Below are 20,831 nucleotides of genomic sequence, written 5' to 3'. Positions count from 1 at the left end.
CAGGCCGGCAGGACACAAGAAAGCCGCCCTTGGGCGGCTTTCTCTTTGGCGTCCTGGCAGCGCTTTCAGGGCGCCGCGGCAGGAATCGGCGCCAGGCCTGAATCGACGTCGCCGCACTGGGCGCGGTGGCGCAGGGCGTGGTCCATCACCACCAGGGCCAGCAACGCTTCGGCGATGGGCGCGGCGCGGATGCCCACGCAGGGGTCATGGCGACCCTTGGTGATGACTTCGGTGCTCTGGCCCTGGGTGTCGATGGACTCGCGCGGCGTGATGATGGAGCTGGTGGGCTTGATGGCGATGCGCACCTCCAGATCCTGGCCCGTGCTGATGCCGCCCACGATGCCACCGGCGTTGTTGCTGCGAAAGCCTTCAGGACTCAGCGAGTCGCCGTGCGTGGTGCCGCGCTGGACCACGCTGTCGAAGCCCGCGCCGATCTCCACGGCCTTGACGGCGTTCAGGCCCATCATGGCGTAGGCGACGTCGGCATCGAGGCGGTCATACAGCGGCTGGCCCAGGCCCACCGGCATGCCACTGGCCTGCACGCGCAGCGCGGCGCCGCAGGAGTCGCCCGACTTGCGCAGCGCATCCATGTATTCCTCGTAGCGGGACACATCGGCCACCGGCGCAAAGAAGGGATTGTTGCGCACATGCTCCCAGCTCTCGAAGGGCAGCGACAGCTCGCCCACCTGGGTCATGCAGGCGCGGAACTCGGTGCCGAATTTTTCCTTGAGCCACTTCTTGGCCACGGCGCCGGCCGCCACCGTGGGCGCCGTCAGCCGTGCGGAGGAGCGGCCGCCGCCGCGCGGATCACGGATGCCGTACTTCTGGAAGTAGGCGTAGTCGGCATGGCCGGGACGAAAGCTTTGCGCAATGTTGGAGTAGTCCTTGCTGCGCTGGTCGGTATTGCGGATCAGCAAAGCGATCGGCGTGCCCGTGGTGCGGCCTTCGTAGACACCCGAGAGGATTTCCACCGCGTCCGGCTCGTTGCGCTGCGTCACGAACTTGCTGGTGCCGGGGCGGCGGCGGTCCAGGTCGTGCTGGATGTCCGCCTCGCTCAGTGCCATGCCAGGCGGGCAACCGTCGATGACGCAGCCGATGGCCGGGCCATGCGATTCGCCGAAGTTGGTGACAGTGAATAGGGTTCCGAAGGTGTTGCCGCTCATAGGCCGATGATTATGCCCGGGTCGCCCCCAGGCGCCGCTCCCGCTGCAGCGGTGCATTGCGCAGGCTGCCATCTCCTGCAAAGAAACAATAAAACTATCAAATTACAAATATTGATAGCTAGAATTACAGAACATTGTTCTTCAACCGCCTGCGGACCATCCCTCAGGCACCAGCCGCAACTTGCGGGAGATTCGTGAAATGCAGACCTCTTCCGGCTCAACGCAACGCCAGGATCGCAGCGATCCTGCGAGCAGCACTCCACCGCCCTCACCCATCCTTCAACAGGATGCCGGTGACCAGAATCTTCACCCCACCCTGATGACCATGCTGCTGGTCTCAGCCAGGCCCGATGATTTCAGAACCCGCAACCGGCTTGCCCAGGCCAAGCAGTACATGCGGGCCCGGCTGGATGACCCCGAGCTCAAGCCCCTGCAGGTGGCCCAGGGCCTGGGCATGTCGCTGCGCAGCCTGGCGCGTCTGTTCGCCACCGAGGGACTGACTCCCAGCCGCTGGCTCTGGAACGAGCGCCTGGCCCAGGCCCACCTGCTGCTGCAGGCCGACAATGCGCGGCGCGTGACCGATGTGGCGATGGCCTGCGGCTTCACCAGCTTCTCGCACTTCAGCCGCGTCTTCAGGCAGGCCTATGCCGTGCCGCCCAGCGCCTTGCTCAAGCCCCGGCGCAGCAGCGTGCATTGAACGGGCTTGCGCCCGGCCGTAAAAAGCCAAGGCCTGCGCCGCGTTCTGCGGTCGCAGGCCTTGCTGCATGGGCAGGGACGGTCTTGCCGCGACCGGATGATCAGTCCGCGCCCTGGCGCTCGCCTTCGGGCCAGTCGCGGATATAGGCCTTGAGCATGCGGTTCTCGAAGTTCTGGCTGTCCACCACGGCCTTGGCCACGTCGTACAGGCTGATCACGCCCATCAGCATGCGCTTGTCCATCACCGGCATGTAGCGCGCATGGCGGTCCAGCATCATGCGGCGCACCTCGTCCATGTCGGTTTCCATGGTGCAGGTCATGGGAGCGTCGTCCATGGCCGAGCGCACTAGCGTCTCGCCCACGCCGCCGTGCTTGACAAAGCCCTGGATCACTTCGCGGAAGGTCAGCATGCCGACCACGTCGCCGTGCTCCATGACCACGAGGGAGCCGATATCGCGCTCGGACATCACCTGCACCGCGCTGGCCAGGCTTTCGTCCGGCGACACCGTGTAGAGGGTGTTGCCCTTGACGCGCAGGATGTCACTTACTTTCATGCCGTATCTCCAAGATTGTCTGTGTCGCCGTGGTTGCGGCAAGCCCATGTCTGTCGGGAAATATAGCCCACAATGCCCGCTTGCCTTGACAACCATGGAGACAGGAATGCCCGGCTACTCGGATCCCGGCTTTGACACTCTGGCGCTGCACGCGGGCGCACAGCCCGACCCCGCCACCGGTGCGCGCGCGACGCCCATCCACCTCACGACCTCGTTCGTCTTCGAGTCCAGCGACCATGCGGCCTCTTTGTTCAATCTGGAGCGCCCCGGCCACGTCTACAGCCGCATCTCCAATCCCACGAACGCCGTACTGGAGCAGCGCGTCTCGGCCCTGGAAGGGGGCGTGGGCGCCATCGCCGTGGCCAGCGGCCAGGCGGCGCTGCACCTGTCGGTGGCCACGCTCATGGGCGCGGGCAGCCACATCGTGGCCAGCACGGCACTGTACGGCGGCTCGCAGAACCTGCTGCACTACACGCTGGCGCGCTTCGGCATAGAGACCACCTTCGTCAAGCCCGGCGACATCGACGGCTGGCGCGCCGCCGTGCGGCCCAATACCAAGCTGTTCTTCGGCGAGACCGTGGGCAACCCGGGCCTGGATGTGCTCGACATTCCCACCATCAGCGCCATCGCGCATGAGGCCGGCGTGCCGCTGCTGGTGGACTCCACGCTGACATCGCCCTGGCTGATGAAGCCGTTGGAGCATGGCGCGGACATCGTCTACCACTCGGCCACCAAGTTCCTGTCGGGCCACGGCACCGTGGTCGGGGGCATCGTGGTGGATGGCGGCAGCTTCGACTGGGAAAAGTCGGGACGCTTCCCGGAGCTGACCGAGCCCTACGACGGCTTCCACAACATGGTGTTCAGCGAGGAAAGCAGCACTGGCGCCTTCCTTCTGCGCGCACGCCGCGAAGGCCTGCGCGACTTCGGCGCCTGCATGAGCCCGCACACGGCCTGGCTGATCCTGCAGGGCATAGAGACGCTTCCGCTGCGCATGGAGCGCCATATCCGCAACACCGAGAAGGTGGTGCAATTCCTGGCCAGCCATCCGCTGGTGGGCCGCGTGGGCCACCCGCTGCTCGATACCCATCCCTCGCACCAGCTCGCCAAGAAGCTGCTGCCGCGCGGCGCAGGCTCGGTGTTCAGCTTCGACATCAAGGGCAACCGCAACCAGGGCCGCAAGTTCATCGAGACGCTCAAGGTCTTCAGCCACCTGGCCAATGTGGGCGACTGCCGCAGCCTGGTCATCCACCCTGCCAGCACCACGCACTTCCGCATGAGCGACGAGGCGCTGGCCCAGGCCGGCATCGGCCAGGGCACGATCCGCCTGTCCATCGGGCTGGAAGACGCAGACGACCTGATCGACGACCTCAAGCGCGCCCTCAAGGCGGCCGAGAAGGCCGCGTGAATCGGCAAGGGAGACACCAACAATGAAGATCGATGTTCACGGCCACGCCATCTACGCCTATACCGGCGGCAAGGCCTTCAATCCCGCACAGCCTACGGCCATCCTCATCCACGGCGTGCTGTGCGACCACAGCGTCTGGGCACTGCAAAGCCGTTACCTGGCCAACCACGGCTGGAACGTGCTGGCCATAGACCTGCCGGGCCACTGCCGCAGCGCAGGCGATGCGCCGGCCAGCGTGGAGGCGGCGGCGGATTTCATCGGCCAGCTCATGGATGCGGCAGGCATCGAGAAGGCTGCGCTGGTAGGCCACAGCTGGGGCAGCCTGATCGCCATGGAAGCGGCCGCGCGGCTGGGCGCGCGCGTCAGCCACCTGGTGCTGGTGGGCACGGCCTACCCGATGAAGGTCTCGCCCGCCCTGCTGGACTCCGCACTGAGCGCGCCAGAGCAGGCCATCCGCATGGTCAATGTGTTCTCGCGCGCCACGCTGGCGCCACCCAGCGGCGCAGGCAGCTGGGTGTTCGGCGCCGGCATGGCGCTGGGCCGGCGCGTGCTGGCCAGCAATGACCGCACCAACCTGCTGCACGCCGGCTTCAAGGCCTGCGACAGCTATGCGGGCGGCGAGGCGGCCATGGCGGCGCTGCAATGTCCGGTCCTGTTCGCCCTGGGCGAGCAGGACCAGATGACGCCGCCCAAGGCCGCCAAGGGCCTGATCGAGGCGGCCCGGGGCGCGCAGCGCCAGGTCAGCATCGTGCACCTGCCCAGCGGCCACAACCAGATGACCGAGGCGCCCGACCAGACGCTGTTCGCCATCCGGGATTTCCTGGCGCGCTGAGACCGGCCGGGTCCTGCCCGCAGGGCAGGCACGCACTCACTCACGCACTCACGCCCCGCGCGCGGGGAAGATGCTCTTTTTCACGAGCGCGTGCACGCCCCAGTTGCCATCCACCACCTGGGTGATGCCGAAGTCCACGGCGATCGACATCAGCGAGATGGCCTCGTCCTCTCCCAGCCCCTGGGTGGTCATGAGGAAGTGGCGCATCTTGTGATAGGCATCGCGCAGAGCCAGGTCCACGGAAGACTTCTTGAAGATCTGGTTTTGCGCATCCGGCCCCAGCTCCGCCAGGTAGTTGGCGTAGCTGAAGCCGTGCAGCAGCCATTCGTCCTGGGTTTCGAGCAGCGGATAGGCCAGTTCGGCCAGCGGCGTTCCAGGCAGGTCCGCCTTCTTGTGCAGGATCAACTGGAAGGTGCCGGTCAGCGAGCACTCGATGGCCGTGCCGCACAGCTCGGAGTCCCCCTGCGAGGCATGCGGATCGCCCACGGTGAAGTTGGCCCCTGGCACGGCCACGGGGAAATACATGGTCGCCCCCTTGCCGATGCGCCAGTTGTCGATGTTGCCGCCCGTGTGGTTGGGCGGAATGGAGCTGGCCATCTCCACCTCGGCCGGCGCCACGCCGATGGTGCCGAAATGCGGGCGCACGGGAACGCGGATATTGCGCAGCACGTTTTCGTTCTTGCTGATCGTGCGGTGGTCCACGGGCACGCCCGGATAGTCGATGGTCGGGTGGACCACGCCGAAGGGGTCGGTCTGCGGCGTCCAGCGGTAGTTGTAGACGGCGCGGGCCCAGTTGCGCTCGCCGGTCGCATCCACCTCGTAGATGGTGACCACCTCGCGCTTTCGGGGCTCGGTGAGCGTGTCGCCATAGTGAAAGCCCCAGTTCGCTGCCGCATTGCTGCCGAAGGTCCGGCCCTTGAACTGCGGGTTGCCCGAGGGGCGCGGCACCACATCAATGATGCGTACTTCCAGCACATCGCCGGGCTGGGCGCCCTTGATGCGTACCGGCCCCGTGCAGATGTGCACGCCCTGGCCCCCACCTGCGCCGTTCTTGGCATCCATGGGACCGGCACCCCGGCGATCGACGTTCTTGCGCTGGCTGTCCCAGTGGAACACGCTCTCGGCGCCAGGGTCGCCCCGGACCATGCGTTCGGCATCGTCATTGGCATGGTGGGTCAGCGTCTCCATGGTCACGTAGTCGCCCGATTCGACTTCGACCACCGGCTTGGCCGATCTGCTGAAGTAGCCCCAGAGCACGGTGCTGTCAGAGGCGGGAATGTAGTAGTGGCTGGCCATGCCCTGGCCTGCCCGGGCGCCAGGCGCACCCTGGGCAAAGGCCCGGGACGGTGCCATCGCACCGCTGATGGCGCCGGCCGAGACCGCGCCGCCACCGACCACCATGGCGTCGCGCAGGAAGGAACGGCGTGCAACCTGGAATTCCTCGCGGATCAGCGTCTCATCGGCTGGCGAAGCACCGTGCTGGCAGCCCGGGCCGCAGATATGTTCTTGGTGGGGGATGGTCATCGAAAATACTCCTGCTGTTGTGGATCGGTGCCGGCAGCGCCAGTGTCCAGGCGAGCATGTCCAGGCCGGTTGTTCCTGCGCGCACAAAAACTTGTCGCGGCTGCCATCCGGTGCGCCGGGCTTGGACAGGCAGTACGCGGCAGTTCATAGTTCGCCCCTGATGCACGACGATCCAAGACGCTTTTCCACCCACGCATTTCCCGATGCCTTGCGGCAGGCTGCGCTCAATGAGGCGCTGTCCAGGGCAGACATCCATGGCGAAGCGCCCACGCCACCGGCCACCCACCTGGCGCTGCGCAGCTCGCCACTGGGATCGGTATTCATTACGCTGGCCACCTCGCCGCTGACGCTGCGGGCCGTGGCCAAGCGGCTGCGCGGCCCGGGCCTGCTGCTGTGCGCCTTGCTGCAAGGCAGCGCCGATGCGGTGGTCGAGGACGCCGCGTTCCCGCTCAAGGCCGGCTCCGCGCTGCTGCTGGAGTCAGACCGGGAATGGCAGCTGCAGTTGCCCGGCGACGGCCGCCTGCTGCTTGCTCGGCTGGAGTCCTCGAGCTTTCTGCTGCGCCTGCTGCGCTCGTGCCCGCCCGAGGCCAGGCACATCGGCGGGACAGGCGGTGTGGGGGCCATATGCATGGCGATGGCGGCCTCACTGGCAGAGCAGATCGACACACTGGCACAGGACGATCTGCTGTCGGTGGAGGCCACGCTCACCGACATGCTGGTCACCTGCCTGACACCGCGCGCCGGCAATCCCGACCAGGAGCAGGCCGAGGCGACCGAGCCGCCTAGCGCCGTGCAGCTTGGCCATCTGCGCCGCATCTGCCGCGCCATCGAAACCCGGCTGGGCGATGCCGAGCTGTCCATCGATGCCATCGCCGAAGCCGAGGGGCTGTCCACGCGCTATCTGCAAAAGCTGTTCAAGGGAGCGGCCACCAGCTTCAGCACCTACCTGCGCGAACGCCGGCTGGAGCGCTGCCGCATGGACCTGAGCAACCGCTCGCTGCAGCATTGCTCCATTGCCGAGCTGTGCTTTCGCTGGGGCTTTGGCGATGCCGCCAACTTCAGCCGTGCCTTCACGGCCCGCTATGGGCTGTCCCCCAAGGCCTATCGCGCCAGTCCGGCGCGCGTGCAGGATGCGCCGCCCGGCCAGCGCGGACGCCCCTCGCCCGCAGAGAGCGCTGCGCAGGGTGCAGAACCGGCCGCAGCGCGCCTGGCACACAGCCCGTTCCAGGCCCTGCTGCGCGACCATGCACGCTACGCCCAGGCGCTGGCCCTTGTGCCCAAGCGCTCGGCGCACGCAGACAATGGCGGTGCGTCGCCCCAGCATTACTATCTTCCGGTCTCCGACAAGACCGTGCACTGGGGCTACCTGAGCCGTTCACTCAAGCCCGTGCTTTCGGTGCGCTCGGGTGACGTGGTGACCATGGAGACGCTGACCCAGCATGCCTCGGACGACTGGGAACGCATGATCGAAGGCGATCCGGGCGCCGAAAGCGTGTTCCACTGGACCGCAGCCCAGAAGGCCGTGGACCGGCGCGGCGCGGGCCCGATGGATGCCTCGATCTACGGCCGCGGCGCGGGCGAGGGCTTCGGCGTGCACATCTGCACCGGCCCCGTCTATGTGCATGAGGCCGAACCTGGCGACCTGCTGGAGATACGCATCCTCGACGTGCAGCCACGCCCCAGCTGCAGCCCCGCCCACCACGGCCGTGTCTTCGGCAGCAACGCCGCCGCCTGGTGGGGCTTTCACTACCGCGACCAGATCACGGAGCCCCGCCAGCGCGAAGTGGTCACCATCTACGAAATCGACCACGCACTGCCCGAGGAGCCCACGGCCCGCGCCGTCTACAACTACCGCTGGACGCCGCAGACCGACCCCTTCGGCGTGGTCCATCCGACCATCGACTACCCGGGCGTGCCCGTGGACCCCGCCAGCATCACCCGGCGCTTTGGTGTGCTGGACAAGGCACGCGTGCCGCTGCGTCCGCATTTCGGCATGCTGGCCGTGGCACCGCGAGAGGCCGGCCTGATCGACTCCATACCGCCGAGCTACTTCGGCGGCAACCTGGACAATTGGCGCGCGGGCAAGGGAGCCACCCTCTTCCTGCCCGTATCGGTGCCAGGCGCACTGTTTTCGGTGGGAGACCCGCATGCATCCCAAGGCGACTCGGAACTGTGCGGCACGGCCATCGAATGCTCGCTGACCGGCAGCTTCGAGCTGCGGGTGCACAAGCGCGCCGCGCTGGACAACCGCTTCCTTGCAGAGCTGGACCACCCTTTCCTGGAGACCGGCTCCGAGTGGGTGATACAGGGCTTCAGCTTCACCGACCACCTGGCCGAACTGGGCAGCCAGGCGCAGTCCCAGGTCTATCGCAAGTCATCGCTGGAAGGCGCCATGCGTGACGCCTTCCACAAGGCAAGGCGCTATCTGATGCTGGCCCACGGGCTGGACGAGGACGAGGCCGTATCGCTGATCTCCGTGGCCGTGGACTTCGCCGTGACGCAGGTGGTGGACGGCAACTGGGGCGTGCACGCCGTGATCAAGAAGAAGCTGTTTCCGCCGGAGCTCTCGGCGTCCGCCCAGGCCGGCCCATGAAGCCCACCCGGGATCAGACCCGTGCCAGGAAGCGGGCGATGCGCTGGGCGATGCGCTCGGGCTGCTCGCGGTGGGGGACGTGGCCGCCACCGGCCACGATCTCCACCTCCACAGGGCCGCGCGCCCGGTCGCGGATGCGCTCGGGGTGGACCAGGGAGCCGAACTCGTCATGCTCGCCGTGGATGGCCAGCACCGGGCAGCGCACGCGCTCCAGCGCCTCGTCCAGCCGGTAGTCGGCAAATGGCTGCGACAGCCAGGTATCGACCCAGGCAGACAGCACCCAGGCGGCCTTGTCGCCGTGGTATTTCTCCAGGCGCGCCAGCTGGCCGGGCCGGGCGAAATCCTGTTGGGCCGCACGAATGCCCTGCAAGGTGCGATCTTCCACGAAGGCCTGGGCGGACTCCGTGACCACCGCCTTGCACTGCGCGCCGTATCGGGCCGCCACCATGGCGGCCATGCCGCCGCCCACGCTGTGGCCCAGCACGATGAAATCCCCAAGGCCCAGCCCCTGGTGCACTGCCGGAAACACGGTCTCTGCCTCCCGGGCCACAAAGCCCGGCCCCAGCGTGCCCGGATAGGGGTCGGACTGGCCAAAGCCCAGCCGGTCGTAGGCCAGCACATCGCGGCGCGTGGCCTCGGCCAGTTGCTGCGGGAAATCACGCCACAGCGCCACCGAACCCAGCGAGTCGTGCAGCAGCACGATGGGCGCGCGGGCCAGGGACTCTTCGCCGGCCGCCGGCGCCTGCCAGCGCCTGACGTAGATGCTGCCCTGGGGCGTGGAAATGCGGGTTTCGCTCAGGGATGCGGGGATGTCGGTCATGCAGGAGGAAGGCATCGAAAAACTCCATGCCGGTCAGCGCCGGCCCGGCAGACATCATGCGCCCGCATGCCGCCAGAGGGCGACACCGTGGCGACGCGCAGGGCGGAATGCGGCAGCTTTTGTCTCTCTCGGGGCAGCTTTTGCGAACCTGGGCGCGCGGGTTCCTCCGATGGTGAGCGGCAAGGCAGCAGCGTATAAGTTGACCCTACCCCATGCTTGCGAAGGCCTGCCATGTCACACGCTTCCGCTCCCCTGCCCGGCGCCGCACAGGCTGCCGTGGACCCGCGCCAGTTCAAGAGCTTTGCCGAGTTCTATCCGTTCTACCTGCAGGAGCACAGCAACCGCACCTGCCGGCGCCTGCACTTCGTCGGCTCCACGCTGGCGCTGCTGTGCCTGTTCGCGCTGTTCCTGACCGGCAATTTCTGGTTCCTGCTGGGCGGCCTGCTGTTTGGCTACGGCTTTGCCTGGATAGGGCATTTCGGCTTCGAGAAGAACCGGCCCGCCAGCTTCAAGCGCCCGCTCTACAGCTTTCGCGGCGACTGGGTGATGTGGCGCGACATCCTGACGGGCCGCATCCCGCTCTAGACCGGAGCCTGCGGCCTTTGCTCCAGCAGATCGGCCAGCGTCATGCCTGCCAGCCCCGTGCGATCCCACAGCGGCTGCACGGCCGGCGACGGCGCCAGCAGCAGACGCTGCACCAGCGGCTGCAGCGGCGTGCGATGGGGCTCCACCAGCAGCATGTAGCGGGGCTCGGGGCCTTCGCTGGCCGCCACAGTGCCGGGGGCCTGCACCGTGCCCACCCAGTCCAGCACCGACAGCGCCTGCAGCACCGGATCGATCTGCTGCCAGTCCACACGCAGGCGCCGCGCCAGATCACTGGCGTACAAGCCCTTGGCGGGCGACTCGCGCTCCTGTGCGAGGTACTGCAGGATCTCCACGGCCATCTCGAACTGCCAGCCCTGCTGGCCCGGCATGCGCTGCACGCCCGCCATCACGATGGGCAGGTAGGCCGTGACCACGGCGCCCAGCAGCACGATGACCCAGGCCATGTAGATCCAGATCAGCAGGATGGGCAGCGTGGCGAAGGTGCCGTAGATGACCGAATAGGTAGGCACCGAGGCCAGGTACAGGCCCAGCGCCTTCTTCGCCAGCTCCATGCAGGTGGCCACGAACAGGCCGCCCACCCAGGCATGGCGCCAGCGCACCGCCGTGTTGGGCACGTAGTGGTACAGGCCCGCCATGCCAGCGGCCAGCGCCAGGTACTCGATGGAATCGAAGATGAAGCGCAAGCCTTCGGGCAGCGCATTGACCAGCCCGCGCGAGGCCGACATCACATAGGACGACAGCACCAGGCTCAGGCCCAGCACCAGGGGGCCCAGCGTGATCGCCGCCCAGTAGATCAGCACGCGCTGGCCCAGCGGCCGCAACTGGCGCACGCGCCAGATGTTGTTGAGCGTGCGGTCAATGGTGAGGATCAGCGCCACCGCCGTGATCACCAGAATGGAAAACCCCGCCATGCCCAGCTGGCTGGCCTTGGAGGCGAACTGCGTCAGATAGCCCAGCACCTGGCGCGCGATGGTCTCGGGGATCAGGCTGTCGATCAGCCAGCGCTCCAGCACGATCTGCACGCGGGAGAAGATGGGAAAGGCCGTGAACAGCGCCAGCGCCACCGTGAAGAACGGCACCAGGGCCAGCACCGTGGTGAAGGTCAGGCTGCTGGCGGTCACGCCCAGCCGGTCCTCGCGAAAGCGTTCGCGCAACGTGTGTGCGGTATTGCGCCATGGAAAGCAGCGCCAGCGTTCGCGCCACGATCTCGGCACCGCAGGCTCGGGCGGCTCGGCCAGGGACAGGCTGCGCTCCTGGGCAGGAACGGGCAGCGCCAGGGAGCCATCCTCCAGGCCATCGACGGGCTCCTTTTCGGGGCCGCCGCTCATCGCCCCATCTCCGCCGCAAGGCGCATGTCTGCAGCGGGCGCGGCCATCCAAGCAATCACATGTTCAAAGGTCAAGACCATGGCCGATATGATGCCACCCCGATGACTGATTCCATTTCTCGCCCCGGCGCCGACGTCGCCGCCACCCGCTGGCTGGCGGTCTCCAGCCTCATGGGCCTGATCGTGCTGAGCCTGGCCTGGGAACTGTGGCTGGCGCCCATGCGGCCCGGAGGCTCCTGGCTGGTGCTCAAGGCCCTGCCGCTGGCGATTCCGCTGATCGGCCTGCTCAAGCACCGCATGTACACCTACCGCTGGGTCAGCCTGCTGGTGTGGATCTATTTCACCGAGGGCGTGGTGCGCGCCTGGAGCGACCCGGCGCCCGGCCGCTGGCTGGCACTGCTCGAAGTTTTCCTGTGCCTGATGCTGTTCACCGCCTGCGCCCTGCATGTGCGCTGGCGCCAGCGCAGCGCGCGCCGCGCGGCCCAGGCGGCCGGCGGCTGAGCCCCCGTTTTCATGCCTTCACGTCTTTGAAAGAAGTTGCAACATGACTGCACTGCTTGAACGCCTGCGCCAGATCGTCGGCGAAGCCCATGTCCTCACCGAGGGCGACCTTGTGGCCTACGAACAGGATTGGCGCCGCCGCGTGCGCGGCAAGTCCCTGGCCGTGGTACGCCCGGCCAGCACGGCCGAGGTGGCTGCCGTGGTGCGCGAATGCGCGGCCGCAGGCACCAGCATCATCCCGCAGGGCGGAAACACCGGCCTGTCGGTGGGCTCCACGCCGGACGACAGCGGCACGCAGGTCGTGCTCAGCCTCACGCGCATGAATGCCGTGCGCCACATCGACCGCGACAACCTGAGCTTCACCGTCGAGGCCGGCTGCATCCTGCAAAGCCTGCAGGAGCTTGCCGAGAAAGAGGGCCTGCTGTTCCCGCTGTCGCTGGCCGCCGAAGGCAGCTGCACCATTGGTGGCAACCTGGGAACGAATGCGGGCGGCACCCAGGTGGTGCGCTACGGCAACACGCGCGAGCTGTGCCTGGGCCTGGAAGTGGTCACCCCGCAGGGCGAGATCTGGGACGGCCTCAAGGGCCTGCGCAAGGACAACACCGGCTACGACCTGCGCGACCTGTTCATCGGCAGCGAAGGCACGCTGGGCATCATCACCGCCGCCACCATGAAGCTGTTCCCCCAGCCTGCGGCCCAGCTCACGGCCTTCGCCGCCGTGCCCTCCATGGAAGCGGCCGTGCGCCTGCTGGGCATGGCGCACCAGTACCTGGGCGCGGGCCTGACGGGCTTCGAGGTCATGGGCCAGTTCGCTCTGTCGCTGGTGATCAAGCACATGCCCCAGCTGCGCGTGCCCTTTGCCGGGTTGATCGGCGCGCCGCCCTACTACGTGCTGGTCGAGAATTCGGACAGCGAGTCCGAGCAGCATGCGCGCGAGCGTTTCGAGGCGCTGCTGGAGCTGGCCTTCGAGGACGGCTGCGTGCTCGACGCCGTGGTGGCCGAAAGCCTGTCGCAGGCCCATGAGCTGTGGCACATCCGCGAAAGCATTCCGCTGGCCCAGGCCGAGGAAGGCCTGAACATCAAGCACGACATCTCCATCGCCGCATCGAGCATCCCCGCCTTCGTCGAGCACACCGATGCCGTGCTGCAGCGCGAGATCCCTGGCGTGCGCCTGGTCAACTTCGGCCACCTGGGCGACGGCAACCTGCACTACAACGTGCAGGCGCCCGAGGGCGGTGACGCCAAGGCCTTCCTCAACGAGCGAGAGCACCTGGTCAACCACCTCGTCTATGAAGCCGTGGCCGAATTCGGCGGCTCGTTCTCGGCCGAGCACGGCGTGGGTGCGCTCAAGGTGGACAAGCTGCAGAAGTACCAGTCCCCCGTGGCGCTGGGCATGATGCGCGCCATCAAGCAGGCGCTGGACCCGCAGGGACTGATGAACCCGGGCTGCATCCTGCCAAGGCAAGCCTCCTGAGCGCAACGCCGCCCCTTCTGGGGCAGCGCCGGGTTTGCACGCGCCGTCCTGAGCCAGGAGCGGCACGTGCCTGCCTTGTCAGGAAACCGGTTTGGCCTCGATATTGGCCATCGTCTTGTTGACCTGTTCGGGCCAGGCGATGTCGGCGCCGGCCGCATCGGAGAAGTCGGACTGTTTGCCGCCGGTGAGCAGCCACACGCGCAGGGCATTGCGAGCGGGATCGATCACGATGGCGCCCATTTCCTCGCCGCCCTGGTGCGGGCGCAGGCCGACGATGCTCCAGACATCTCCTTCCTTGGTCAGCGGGCCCACGGTACGCATATTGCTCAGCAGGGTCGGGTAGCTGGTGCCCAGCAGCGCCTTGAGCCGGTCGGCCAGCACGCCCTGCTCCAGGTAGTTGGTGCCGTCGTAGGGATACTTGCCCACGTACTCGGCCAGGCTGTCCAGGCCGGGTTCCCCCGCCTTGGCGGTGGAGGGCATGCGCGTGCGCGCGGGAAACGCCAGCACCAATTCCGGGGCTGGCGCAGCCACATCGAGTGCGACGGACTGCGCGGCCTTGGGAGTCGGGACGGAGGGAGAACGCGGATCGCAGGCTGTCAGCGCCAGCATGGCGACACCCAATGCAACGGCGGCCTGCCAGGGGGAGAGCATGGAAGACATGCGCAAGCTCCTTGTCAAAGCGGATGCGAAAAAAGCGGTGACGCCGGTGCGAAAGCCTGGGCAATGCACCGGCATCAGTCTGCAGGCATTTTCGCACCCGGGGCGCCAGACCTTGTTTCAAGGGGCATGGATACCGTCGGACAAGGCGCCGTATTCATCAAGGGATAATCCGGAAGATGAACACGACTCCTGCGCCCCGCCCAGCCCGCTCCCAGTACGAAGATTTCATGCGCCATGTGTACGAGCACGGCGTGTCCAAGACCGACCGTACCGGCACGGGCACGCGCAGCGTGTTCGGCCACCAGATGCGCTTCGACCTGTCCGAAGGCTTTCCGCTGGTCACCACCAAGAAGGTGCACCTCAAGTCCATCATCCTGGAACTGCTGTGGTTCCTGCGCGGCGACAGCAATGTGCGCTGGCTGCAGGAGCGCGGCTGCACCATCTGGGACGAATGGGCCCGTGAGGACGGCGACCTGGGCCCGGTCTATGGCGTGCAATGGCGCAACTGGCCGACGCCGGACGGCGGCCACATCGACCAGATCGCCGAAGTGGTCAAGCAGCTCAAGAGCAACCCGGACAGCCGCCGCATCATCGTCAGCGCCTGGAACGTGGCCGACCTGCCGCAGATGGCGCTCATGCCCTGCCACGCCTTCTTCCAGTTCTACGTGGCCGACGGCAAGCTCAGCTGCCAGCTGTACCAGCGCAGCGCGGACATCTTCCTGTTTCCCGGCCAAACTGTTCCTGTTCAATGCATGGCGGACCAAGGCTCTCACCGGGTTCTCCACTGAGCAATTCCTAGGTAGTATCTTGTTCACTTGAACAAAGGAACTGATGCGCCTGGATGTCGATAGTTGGAGCAGCATGGCTGCTTGAAGACCTGGTAAGGAAGCCCAGGCTGGAGGTGTACCGTCAGCGTGCATCTCTCAAAGCTCCGGCAGAAATCGCTGCCTACAACCGGACCAAGCCTGCGTTTGCTGGGCATCACATAGGGTCCCGGGTTCGCCCCCCTCACAACCTGACACAAGCTTTTCCAGCCCGGGCCTGGGAGGACGTGCTTTGAATCTTCATTCTTGGATGGGTGGGGATGTGGAGCAGCACACGTTCTTCGATGACCTGGAGCGCGTTGTTGAACTGCCCACTGCGTTTGCAAAGTCGAAGGCAGGTCGGCTAGCACCCGAGTCCCGGCCGCTGTACGCGCGCCGCATTCGAGAACTCTGCCAGTACCTTGAACACCACGCCGTGTATGGTCAAGTGCGGGTAGACGTGGCCATCGGGCAACTGTCGCTGTTCGTGATTGAAGACTTCTACCGCGACCTAGAGCAGCGAGGGCTTGGCAGCAGCACGGTACGAGGCTACGAAATCACGGTGCGAGAGTTCTGTAAGTGGTTGGCAAGCAGTCACGCGGGGTACACGCATAAGCAGAACCTCTACGAAGGTCAAACCTTCCTCACGAAGAAACCATCCACCCGGCTACCCAGCCTCACGGACGTTAAGAAGGTCATCAAGCTTTTGAGCGCGATGAACTTTGAGGAACACCGGCTTCTCGGCCACTTCATGTACGACACCGGCCTGCGCATCTCCGAGGTGCCCCGAGTCATGAAGTCGGACATCCCTGACCCAATGCTGTATCCACGGGACACCATGTACTTCCCGTTGTTTGTTTCGGGTTCCAAAGGTCGGGGTGGCCAGTTCAAGCCTAGGGCAACCATCATCACTCGGGCCATGCTTTCCCGCATCCACAAGTACCACAACAGCAAGCAGTACTTGATGCATTACCGAAAACATGCGCGTCGCTCACCCAACAAGCACTCCGACGACTTTCCGGCATTCTTGAACACGGAAGGAAATCCCATCAACAAGGATGCGATAGAGACCTTCATACGAGATGCCGCTATCCGCGCTGATTTGAAGGTTTCGGGCCATATGCTGCGACATGGCACTGCGTACTCAGTGCTTCGCTCGGAACACGGCAAGACGATGGTCGACAACCTCATCGTCGCCCAGAAAATTCTGGGGCACGCAGACCTCAGTACCACGGAAATCTACACCCGCGTGCCTGCAGCTGCGCTCGTCCGCAGCTCCGTGGGAGCAGCAAACGACCCTGTCATCTTCCGCTTCGAAGAGGCCCAAGTCATCTTCGACGACACCTACATGCCAAGCCACGCCCACAGAAGAAAGCGTCGCGGAATAGGAGACCCGCATGTCAAGAACCCCTACCACTGATGACTCGCTTCCAGTTGATATCCGCGAGCACTACAAGCTGCCTGAGCCGACGAAAGAGTCGCCCTATGCACAGGTGGAATGGGTGTTCGACAGGGTCATCTCAACGAAGACTAAGAAGTCCACACGAAAAAACTACGTAATCGGCAAGTCGTTCTACTTGGAGCATCTTCGCGCTCTAGGGCTTAAAGACCCCTACTACCTCCAAAAAGAATGGGGGGCCCTCGCTCTTCTGAGATTTCGAGAGCAGCTTTCCAAGCGCATCGAGGCTGGGGAGGTGAATTACGCCTCGTATACCTTGGTTGGCATTTTCAGCGCGATGCGATACGTGATGAATTACGCAGCAAAGCGCGGAATGGCTGGCTGCGTTCGCATGCTGGACGTCACGTACGGTTCAGGAACACCAGTGACTAATGTCACGGAGGCATACCCAGACAGCGAGTTAATTGAACTCTTGGATGCCATAGGCAGCGAGCTGTCCATTTCGCGAAAAATTCTTTCCGGATACACACCTCAGCCCCCTGGCGCTGGGCGAGACCCGCGAATTTTCCCGCGTAAAAGTCCGGAAGAAGGCTTTGGATACAGGGTTGAAGCGAATATGCGGTGGTACTTCGAAAACGTGCTCAACTGCGTTCCAGTTATGAATGATGAGGCGGGAAAGCGCGAGCACAACAGCTTTCTCGGCTTTGCCACGCGGGAACACGGAGGCCTTAACGACCTATATCGCAGATGGGGAGTCTCAACCTTCTTCGACTTCGACATGCTCATGCCACATGTCGTCAACTTGGCATACCTTACTGGATTGAACCCTGGCCCGCTGGCTGCGCTCGCACTCGATGCGTATGGTGAGTCTCACCCAGCGACAGGGACGCCCTACCTTCGATACGTAAAAGACAAGGTAAGTAAGGAGCTAGAGCTCTACCTAGAGCTTTTCGACAAGGAAGGCGACAAATCAAGCATTGATGACAGTGTTCTCTTAGAGACCACCGAACGCTTTCTGCCGCGCAAGCAGGCCACACAAATTGCGCGCACCATTGAACTCATCCGCAAGGCCACCGAGCCGCTGCGCAGCAGCCTACCCGAAGACCACCCGTTAAAGAATCGTTTGCTTATCTACACCTCCCGCGGCCCACGCACATTTGGCCAGACCCAGGGGGTGAACTCAAAGAAAACGAGCAGTTGGTACGCTCAAGTTGTAGAGAAATATGGGTTGGTAGGAGAGGACGGTGAAGCGCTCAACTTCAACTTGGTCCGCTTTCGTTCAACGAAGCTCACAGAACTTGCGCTTCAAGGACGAGACATCCTCACGATTCAACTCTTTGCAGGCCACAAGGGGTTGAAGACCACCATTGGTTATCTGTCACGAAAAAAGCTTGAGGTTGAGGCTCGTAAGGTGGTCCGAGATGCGCTCGCGACCATCCACGCCAATCGCATGGAGTTCGACGACCCAGACGCATGCGCGCGAACGAAGAACGCCACAGCAACCGAACAGCCCATTCATTTGTATCGAGGCCTGCTCTCTGACTGCAAGAATCCCTTTGACCCACCTAAACGAGTTCGGGCCTCGAAGAGCTACGTCCCCGGCAGAGCCTGCAGCAGGTTCAACATGTGCATCTTCTGCAAGAACGTGGTCATCTTTCGGCGCAACTTACCAACGCTTGTCGCATACCTGCACCAGATTAATGCAGCAACAGAGACCAACGTCCAGAACCTGCCGAATGCGGGCTTCTATGAGGACTCCAGAGCAATCATCGAGAACTTGCTGGACCCGGGGCGTAGTGAATTTTCGGCGGAAGACATACGCTGGGCGCGTGAGGAAGCGGCCAGCCTGAATCCGCTCGTGGACAACGCCGTGTATCGCGGAGTGGCTTGAGATGCAGAAAGCCAAAAGAATAGCATTATCCGTTGATGACATCGCCAGCCCCAGCTTTCCACCTCAAGACTATCGAGTGTCCAAGCACTCGGTTTATAGCGACGGGAAATGGGACCTCGGCGACGAATCGAACGTCCGGTTGAGGGGTCACTCCGAAGCAAAGCTCTCAATTGATTGGCGCATATATCATTTTGACCGCGAAGCACCCGGCTCTTCACTGAACGACGTCATCGCCAAGAGCCACCTGGACGCTCGTGTAAGCAACGGAATTATCAATGACATACGCTTACTGAGCTTCGTGCAGCTTGAGATGCCCTTTGTGTTTGGTAAGCGTGGCAGGCAAATTGAGCGAAGCAAGCCACCGACTGTCGTCTCTATGGCTCGAGCATTAGTAGTCCTGTTCTCTGTGGTGGATACGGTACGTGCGGAGCGCATTTCTTCTGTCGCACCTGGCCTGCCTTATACCCCACTCCAGTCTGTCATCGAGATTACATTTCAGGACCTTGAGGCAGCATTAAAGAAGTACCCATTTTCGGATGGGAAGACCGTTTATAAAGGCCTGCGAGCGTTCGCATCTCCGGTGCTACGAGGTAAGTTCGCTGGAGCATCTGTTCAGTGGACCGAGGGTGACATTGACAATCTCACATTTCCAAAGCCGACTCCTCGTGATTCTGAAAGCGTAATGCCCGATGCACTGTTTCGGATGCTGAGCAACACCGCAAGCAAGGATGTCGCGTGCTTTCTCTATGCGCTGCAGCTCCATCGATACGACCAAACGGTCCCCGTGCAGTTGTCCGGTCTGCTTCCCCGCGAAATCATCTTGGCCGAGGCTTGGAAAGATTATGTTGCCATTCGCAATGACGACCGGGAATACTCGGCAAAGCTTGGGAGAAGAAGCACAAGGACCGGCGAGCGAAGAAAGGAATTCACACGGAAACACGGGATTTCCACGGATGACTTCTTTCTTTATATCAGTGACGTGCAGCGGGCATGCATGATGCTAATCGGCCTCTACACCGGTGGCAGATTTTCAGACTTCACCTCGTTTGTTGCCGGGTGCATCAAGGAAGTTCACGGCATGCCGATGCTGGTAGGGACGGCGTCCAAGCACCGGCCTTTGAACGCCCCTGTTGGTGATGATGTTTGGCCGGCAATTCCCATTCTTCGCGATGCCGTGACGTGTCTCGAAGAAATTTCGCGGGTGACTTTCAACCCGTATCTAATCTCGAGCACGTACACCGTTGCCATTGGAGAGGAGCCGCAACCTTTATCGCTGAGCGGATTCAGGGGCGCATTAAACATCTACCTGCAGTCAGCAGATGCGGATGGCCGCTGGCGCGATTGGGTCATCAATCCTCATCAGCTCCGGCACACGCTTGCGCACAAATTGGCCCAAGCGGACGTCGGCATCGTCTACATCTCATATCAGCTCAAGCATCTCTACACAGCCCTTGCGGGTCTGCCGGCTGATGTCACCCTGGGGTACGGAAACATTGGGGAACAGAAGGTGGCCCGAGCAATGGCCGTGAAGGACCTGTCGAGGGAGGCAGCGAACGCGCTGTTTAATCCGGATTCACCAATAGCAGGTGGCGGTGCCGAGGAGTTTCGCCAGCGTCGCAAGCTCTATTTTGATGGGCGCATGGCCCAGGGCTGGACGCGAGACGAAATCATCGACCAGCTGGCAGCGTGTGGGTTGCCATTTGTCAACGTTGGACCGGGATATTGTGGTGGCGTAAGAGAGGAAGAACTGGCCGATGGTACGAAGCGGCCCCCACCGTGCATTGGCAACTTGCAGTGCAACACCGGCGACTGCGACAACGCTGTGGTCACGCAAATTCACGTCTCACAGTGGAAAGACATCGTTGTGAAGAACAAAGAGCTCGCGTCGGACCCACGCCTGGCGCATGCAGCGGACAACTTCAAAGCAGCCATCTCCACGGGAGAGCGGGTGCTCCGAGACCTCGGCATCAACCCGGCCACGTTATGACCGGCAAGTCCCGTCCAGATGCCCTCCTGGCAAAGAACGCAAGGCGCTTTGACGCCATGACGCAGGCTATTGAGGATGCGCTCAAGAAGATTGAGAGTGACCGCCGCCTCAAGACAACCGAAGAGTCGTTAGCCGAGCTTGTCGGATGTTCGCGCGGCACCCTTCGAAACCGGGGATGGCCGCTAACCCAGTTGGGCGACATCAAAACTGCAAGAGAGCAGAAACGGGACGCCGATAAGTCAGAGCAGCCGAAGCCGGCCGCAGCGAAAGCTGAATCGGAAACCGACCGGCTCAAAAACCAACTGCAGCTCAGCCGTACCGAGAACGCTAGGCTACACGCGAAGAATGAGCTGCTCCGAAAGGAACTCCAGCAAACCAAGGACCTGCTGGCAGAAGTGACCCGGCTCACCCGGAATACGCGCCTGGACGCTACGCCATCTCGCTCCAAGGGTTCACCAGCAAAGGTGGTGCCGCTCCGCGAGAGAGCTGCGGCCAAGTCCGATGAGGGCCCATCCAAGCGATAGCGCCAGCCGCGCCACAAGGTGCCAAAGAAAGCGGGCCCCGGTGGGGCCCGTCTCACGAAGGGGTCCTGTTTG

General features: G+C 63.9%; 17 protein-coding genes and 1 pseudogene. 12 read left to right on the top strand and 6 right to left on the bottom strand.

What is annotated here, in order from left to right; all coding sequences use genetic code 11:
• Nucleotides 1–65 precede the first annotated feature (65 nt).
• Nucleotides 66–1,163, bottom strand: a complete 1,098-nt coding sequence (gene aroC, locus GRX31_RS06005; RefSeq protein ID WP_016447498.1) for a chorismate synthase — start codon at nt 1,161–1,163, stop codon at nt 66–68.
• 325 nt (nt 1,164–1,488) lie between these two features.
• Between aroC and GRX31_RS06000 the strand changes: the two genes are divergently transcribed.
• Nucleotides 1,489–1,860, top strand: coding sequence for a helix-turn-helix domain-containing protein (locus tag GRX31_RS06000; protein ID WP_231574343.1), 372 nt, complete (start codon nt 1,489–1,491; stop codon nt 1,858–1,860).
• Nucleotides 1,861–1,960: 100 nt separating this feature from the next.
• On the opposite strand, the gene GRX31_RS05995 is transcribed toward GRX31_RS06000, so the two are convergent.
• The gene (locus GRX31_RS05995; RefSeq protein ID WP_012206758.1) at nt 1,961–2,413 is read right to left on the bottom strand and encodes a CBS domain-containing protein; all 453 of its coding nucleotides are present in this window, start codon (nt 2,411–2,413) and stop codon (nt 1,961–1,963) included.
• A 106-nt stretch (nt 2,414–2,519) separates the two neighbouring features.
• Here GRX31_RS05995 and GRX31_RS05990 point away from each other — a divergent pair, with 106 nt between their 5' ends.
• Nucleotides 2,520–3,818: an O-acetylhomoserine aminocarboxypropyltransferase gene (locus GRX31_RS05990; RefSeq protein WP_017406117.1), complete on the top strand. Its 1,299-nt coding sequence runs from the start codon at nt 2,520–2,522 to the stop codon at nt 3,816–3,818.
• 22 nt (nt 3,819–3,840) lie between these two features.
• On the top strand, nt 3,841–4,650 hold the full coding sequence (locus GRX31_RS05985; protein WP_046985229.1) for an alpha/beta fold hydrolase: 810 nt from the start codon (nt 3,841–3,843) through the stop codon (nt 4,648–4,650).
• Nucleotides 4,651–4,698: 48 nt separating this feature from the next.
• Here the strand turns inward: GRX31_RS05985 and GRX31_RS05980 are convergent, their stop codons facing one another.
• Nucleotides 4,699–6,174, bottom strand: coding sequence for an acetamidase/formamidase family protein (locus GRX31_RS05980; protein WP_160851886.1), 1,476 nt, complete (start codon nt 6,172–6,174; stop codon nt 4,699–4,701).
• A 160-nt stretch (nt 6,175–6,334) separates the two neighbouring features.
• Between GRX31_RS05980 and GRX31_RS05975 the strand changes: the two genes are divergently transcribed.
• Nucleotides 6,335–8,767: an acetamidase/formamidase family protein gene (locus tag GRX31_RS05975; RefSeq protein WP_160851884.1), complete on the top strand. Its 2,433-nt coding sequence runs from the start codon at nt 6,335–6,337 to the stop codon at nt 8,765–8,767.
• Nucleotides 8,768–8,780: 13 nt separating this feature from the next.
• Here GRX31_RS05975 and GRX31_RS05970 read toward each other — a convergent pair whose 3' ends face one another.
• Nucleotides 8,781–9,602: an alpha/beta fold hydrolase gene (locus tag GRX31_RS05970; protein ID WP_016451331.1), complete on the bottom strand. Its 822-nt coding sequence runs from the start codon at nt 9,600–9,602 to the stop codon at nt 8,781–8,783.
• Between the two features lie 216 nt (nt 9,603–9,818).
• Between GRX31_RS05970 and GRX31_RS05965 the strand changes: the two genes are divergently transcribed.
• Nucleotides 9,819–10,172 (top strand): Mpo1-like protein, encoded by a 354-nt coding sequence (locus tag GRX31_RS05965; protein WP_016447505.1) that lies wholly within the window; start codon nt 9,819–9,821, stop codon nt 10,170–10,172.
• On the opposite strand, the gene GRX31_RS05960 is transcribed toward GRX31_RS05965, so the two are convergent.
• The gene (locus GRX31_RS05960) at nt 10,169–11,521 is read right to left on the bottom strand and encodes a YihY family inner membrane protein (protein ID WP_016447506.1); all 1,353 of its coding nucleotides are present in this window, start codon (nt 11,519–11,521) and stop codon (nt 10,169–10,171) included. The two genes, GRX31_RS05965 and GRX31_RS05960, sit on opposite strands and share 4 nt — an antisense overlap.
• 101 nt (nt 11,522–11,622) lie before the next feature.
• On the opposite strand from GRX31_RS05960, the gene GRX31_RS05955 reads away from it, so the two are divergent.
• Together GRX31_RS05955 and GRX31_RS05950 are read left to right on the top strand one after the other, a co-directional pair.
• Nucleotides 11,623–12,021, top strand: a complete 399-nt coding sequence (locus GRX31_RS05955) for a DUF2069 domain-containing protein (protein ID WP_016451330.1) — start codon at nt 11,623–11,625, stop codon at nt 12,019–12,021.
• Between the two features lie 43 nt (nt 12,022–12,064).
• Nucleotides 12,065–13,495 carry an FAD-binding oxidoreductase gene (locus GRX31_RS05950; protein ID WP_160851883.1) on the top strand — a complete coding sequence of 477 codons (1,431 nt, stop codon included), beginning with the start codon at nt 12,065–12,067 and terminating at the stop codon, nt 13,493–13,495.
• A gap of 78 nt (nt 13,496–13,573) precedes the next feature.
• Here the strand turns inward: GRX31_RS05950 and GRX31_RS05945 are convergent, their stop codons facing one another.
• Nucleotides 13,574–14,155 (bottom strand): hypothetical protein, encoded by a 582-nt coding sequence (locus GRX31_RS05945; protein ID WP_016447509.1) that lies wholly within the window; start codon nt 14,153–14,155, stop codon nt 13,574–13,576.
• 176 nt (nt 14,156–14,331) lie between these two features.
• On the opposite strand from GRX31_RS05945, the pseudogene GRX31_RS05940 reads away from it, so the two are divergent.
• The 5 genes and pseudogenes from GRX31_RS05940 to GRX31_RS05920 all read left to right on the top strand — a co-directional run.
• Nucleotides 14,332–14,877 (top strand): annotated as a pseudogene (locus tag GRX31_RS05940) (thymidylate synthase); the annotation flags it as partial.
• Between the two features lie 334 nt (nt 14,878–15,211).
• Nucleotides 15,212–16,378, top strand: a complete 1,167-nt coding sequence (locus GRX31_RS05935; protein WP_160851881.1) for a tyrosine-type recombinase/integrase — start codon at nt 15,212–15,214, stop codon at nt 16,376–16,378.
• A complete protein-coding gene (locus GRX31_RS05930) occupies nt 16,356–18,248 on the top strand; it encodes a site-specific integrase (protein WP_160851879.1) in 1,893 nt (630 codons plus the stop codon). The genes GRX31_RS05935 and GRX31_RS05930 overlap by 23 nt, the downstream gene beginning before the upstream one ends.
• A 1-nt stretch (nt 18,249) precedes the next feature.
• Nucleotides 18,250–20,235, top strand: a complete 1,986-nt coding sequence (locus GRX31_RS05925; protein ID WP_160851877.1) for a hypothetical protein — start codon at nt 18,250–18,252, stop codon at nt 20,233–20,235.
• Nucleotides 20,232–20,759 (top strand): hypothetical protein, encoded by a 528-nt coding sequence (locus GRX31_RS05920; protein WP_160851876.1) that lies wholly within the window; start codon nt 20,232–20,234, stop codon nt 20,757–20,759. The genes GRX31_RS05925 and GRX31_RS05920 overlap by 4 nt, the downstream gene beginning before the upstream one ends.
• Nucleotides 20,760–20,831 lie beyond the last annotated feature (72 nt).

This window comes from Delftia sp. CH05, from assembly GCF_009827015.1.
Taxonomy (GTDB): Bacteria; Pseudomonadota; Gammaproteobacteria; order Burkholderiales; family Burkholderiaceae_C; genus Comamonas; species Comamonas tsuruhatensis.
Note: the sequence above shows the minus strand (reverse complement) of the source record. Positions and strands in the feature narration are given on the sequence as shown.

Coding starts and splice junctions, on each gene's coding strand:
- GRX31_RS05995 (WP_012206758.1), bottom strand. CDS start 2,413: ATGAAAGTAAGTGACATCCTGCGCGTCAAGGGCAACACCCTCTACACG.
- GRX31_RS05970 (WP_016451331.1), bottom strand. CDS start 9,602: ATGCCTTCCTCCTGCATGACCGACATCCCCGCATCCCTGAGCGAAACC.
- GRX31_RS05965 (WP_016447505.1), top strand. CDS start 9,819: ATGTCACACGCTTCCGCTCCCCTGCCCGGCGCCGCACAGGCTGCCGTG.
- GRX31_RS06000 (WP_231574343.1), top strand. CDS start 1,489: ATGCTGCTGGTCTCAGCCAGGCCCGATGATTTCAGAACCCGCAACCGG.
- GRX31_RS05930 (WP_160851879.1), top strand. CDS start 16,356: ATGTCAAGAACCCCTACCACTGATGACTCGCTTCCAGTTGATATCCGC.
- aroC (WP_016447498.1), bottom strand. CDS start 1,163: ATGAGCGGCAACACCTTCGGAACCCTATTCACTGTCACCAACTTCGGC.
- GRX31_RS05960 (WP_016447506.1), bottom strand. CDS start 11,521: ATGAGCGGCGGCCCCGAAAAGGAGCCCGTCGATGGCCTGGAGGATGGC.
- GRX31_RS05980 (WP_160851886.1), bottom strand. CDS start 6,174: ATGACCATCCCCCACCAAGAACATATCTGCGGCCCGGGCTGCCAGCAC.
- GRX31_RS05955 (WP_016451330.1), top strand. CDS start 11,623: ATGACTGATTCCATTTCTCGCCCCGGCGCCGACGTCGCCGCCACCCGC.
- GRX31_RS05990 (WP_017406117.1), top strand. CDS start 2,520: ATGCCCGGCTACTCGGATCCCGGCTTTGACACTCTGGCGCTGCACGCG.
- GRX31_RS05985 (WP_046985229.1), top strand. CDS start 3,841: ATGAAGATCGATGTTCACGGCCACGCCATCTACGCCTATACCGGCGGC.
- GRX31_RS05920 (WP_160851876.1), top strand. CDS start 20,232: ATGACCGGCAAGTCCCGTCCAGATGCCCTCCTGGCAAAGAACGCAAGG.
- GRX31_RS05975 (WP_160851884.1), top strand. CDS start 6,335: ATGCACGACGATCCAAGACGCTTTTCCACCCACGCATTTCCCGATGCC.
- GRX31_RS05945 (WP_016447509.1), bottom strand. CDS start 14,155: ATGTCTTCCATGCTCTCCCCCTGGCAGGCCGCCGTTGCATTGGGTGTC.
- GRX31_RS05950 (WP_160851883.1), top strand. CDS start 12,065: ATGACTGCACTGCTTGAACGCCTGCGCCAGATCGTCGGCGAAGCCCAT.
- GRX31_RS05925 (WP_160851877.1), top strand. CDS start 18,250: ATGCAGAAAGCCAAAAGAATAGCATTATCCGTTGATGACATCGCCAGC.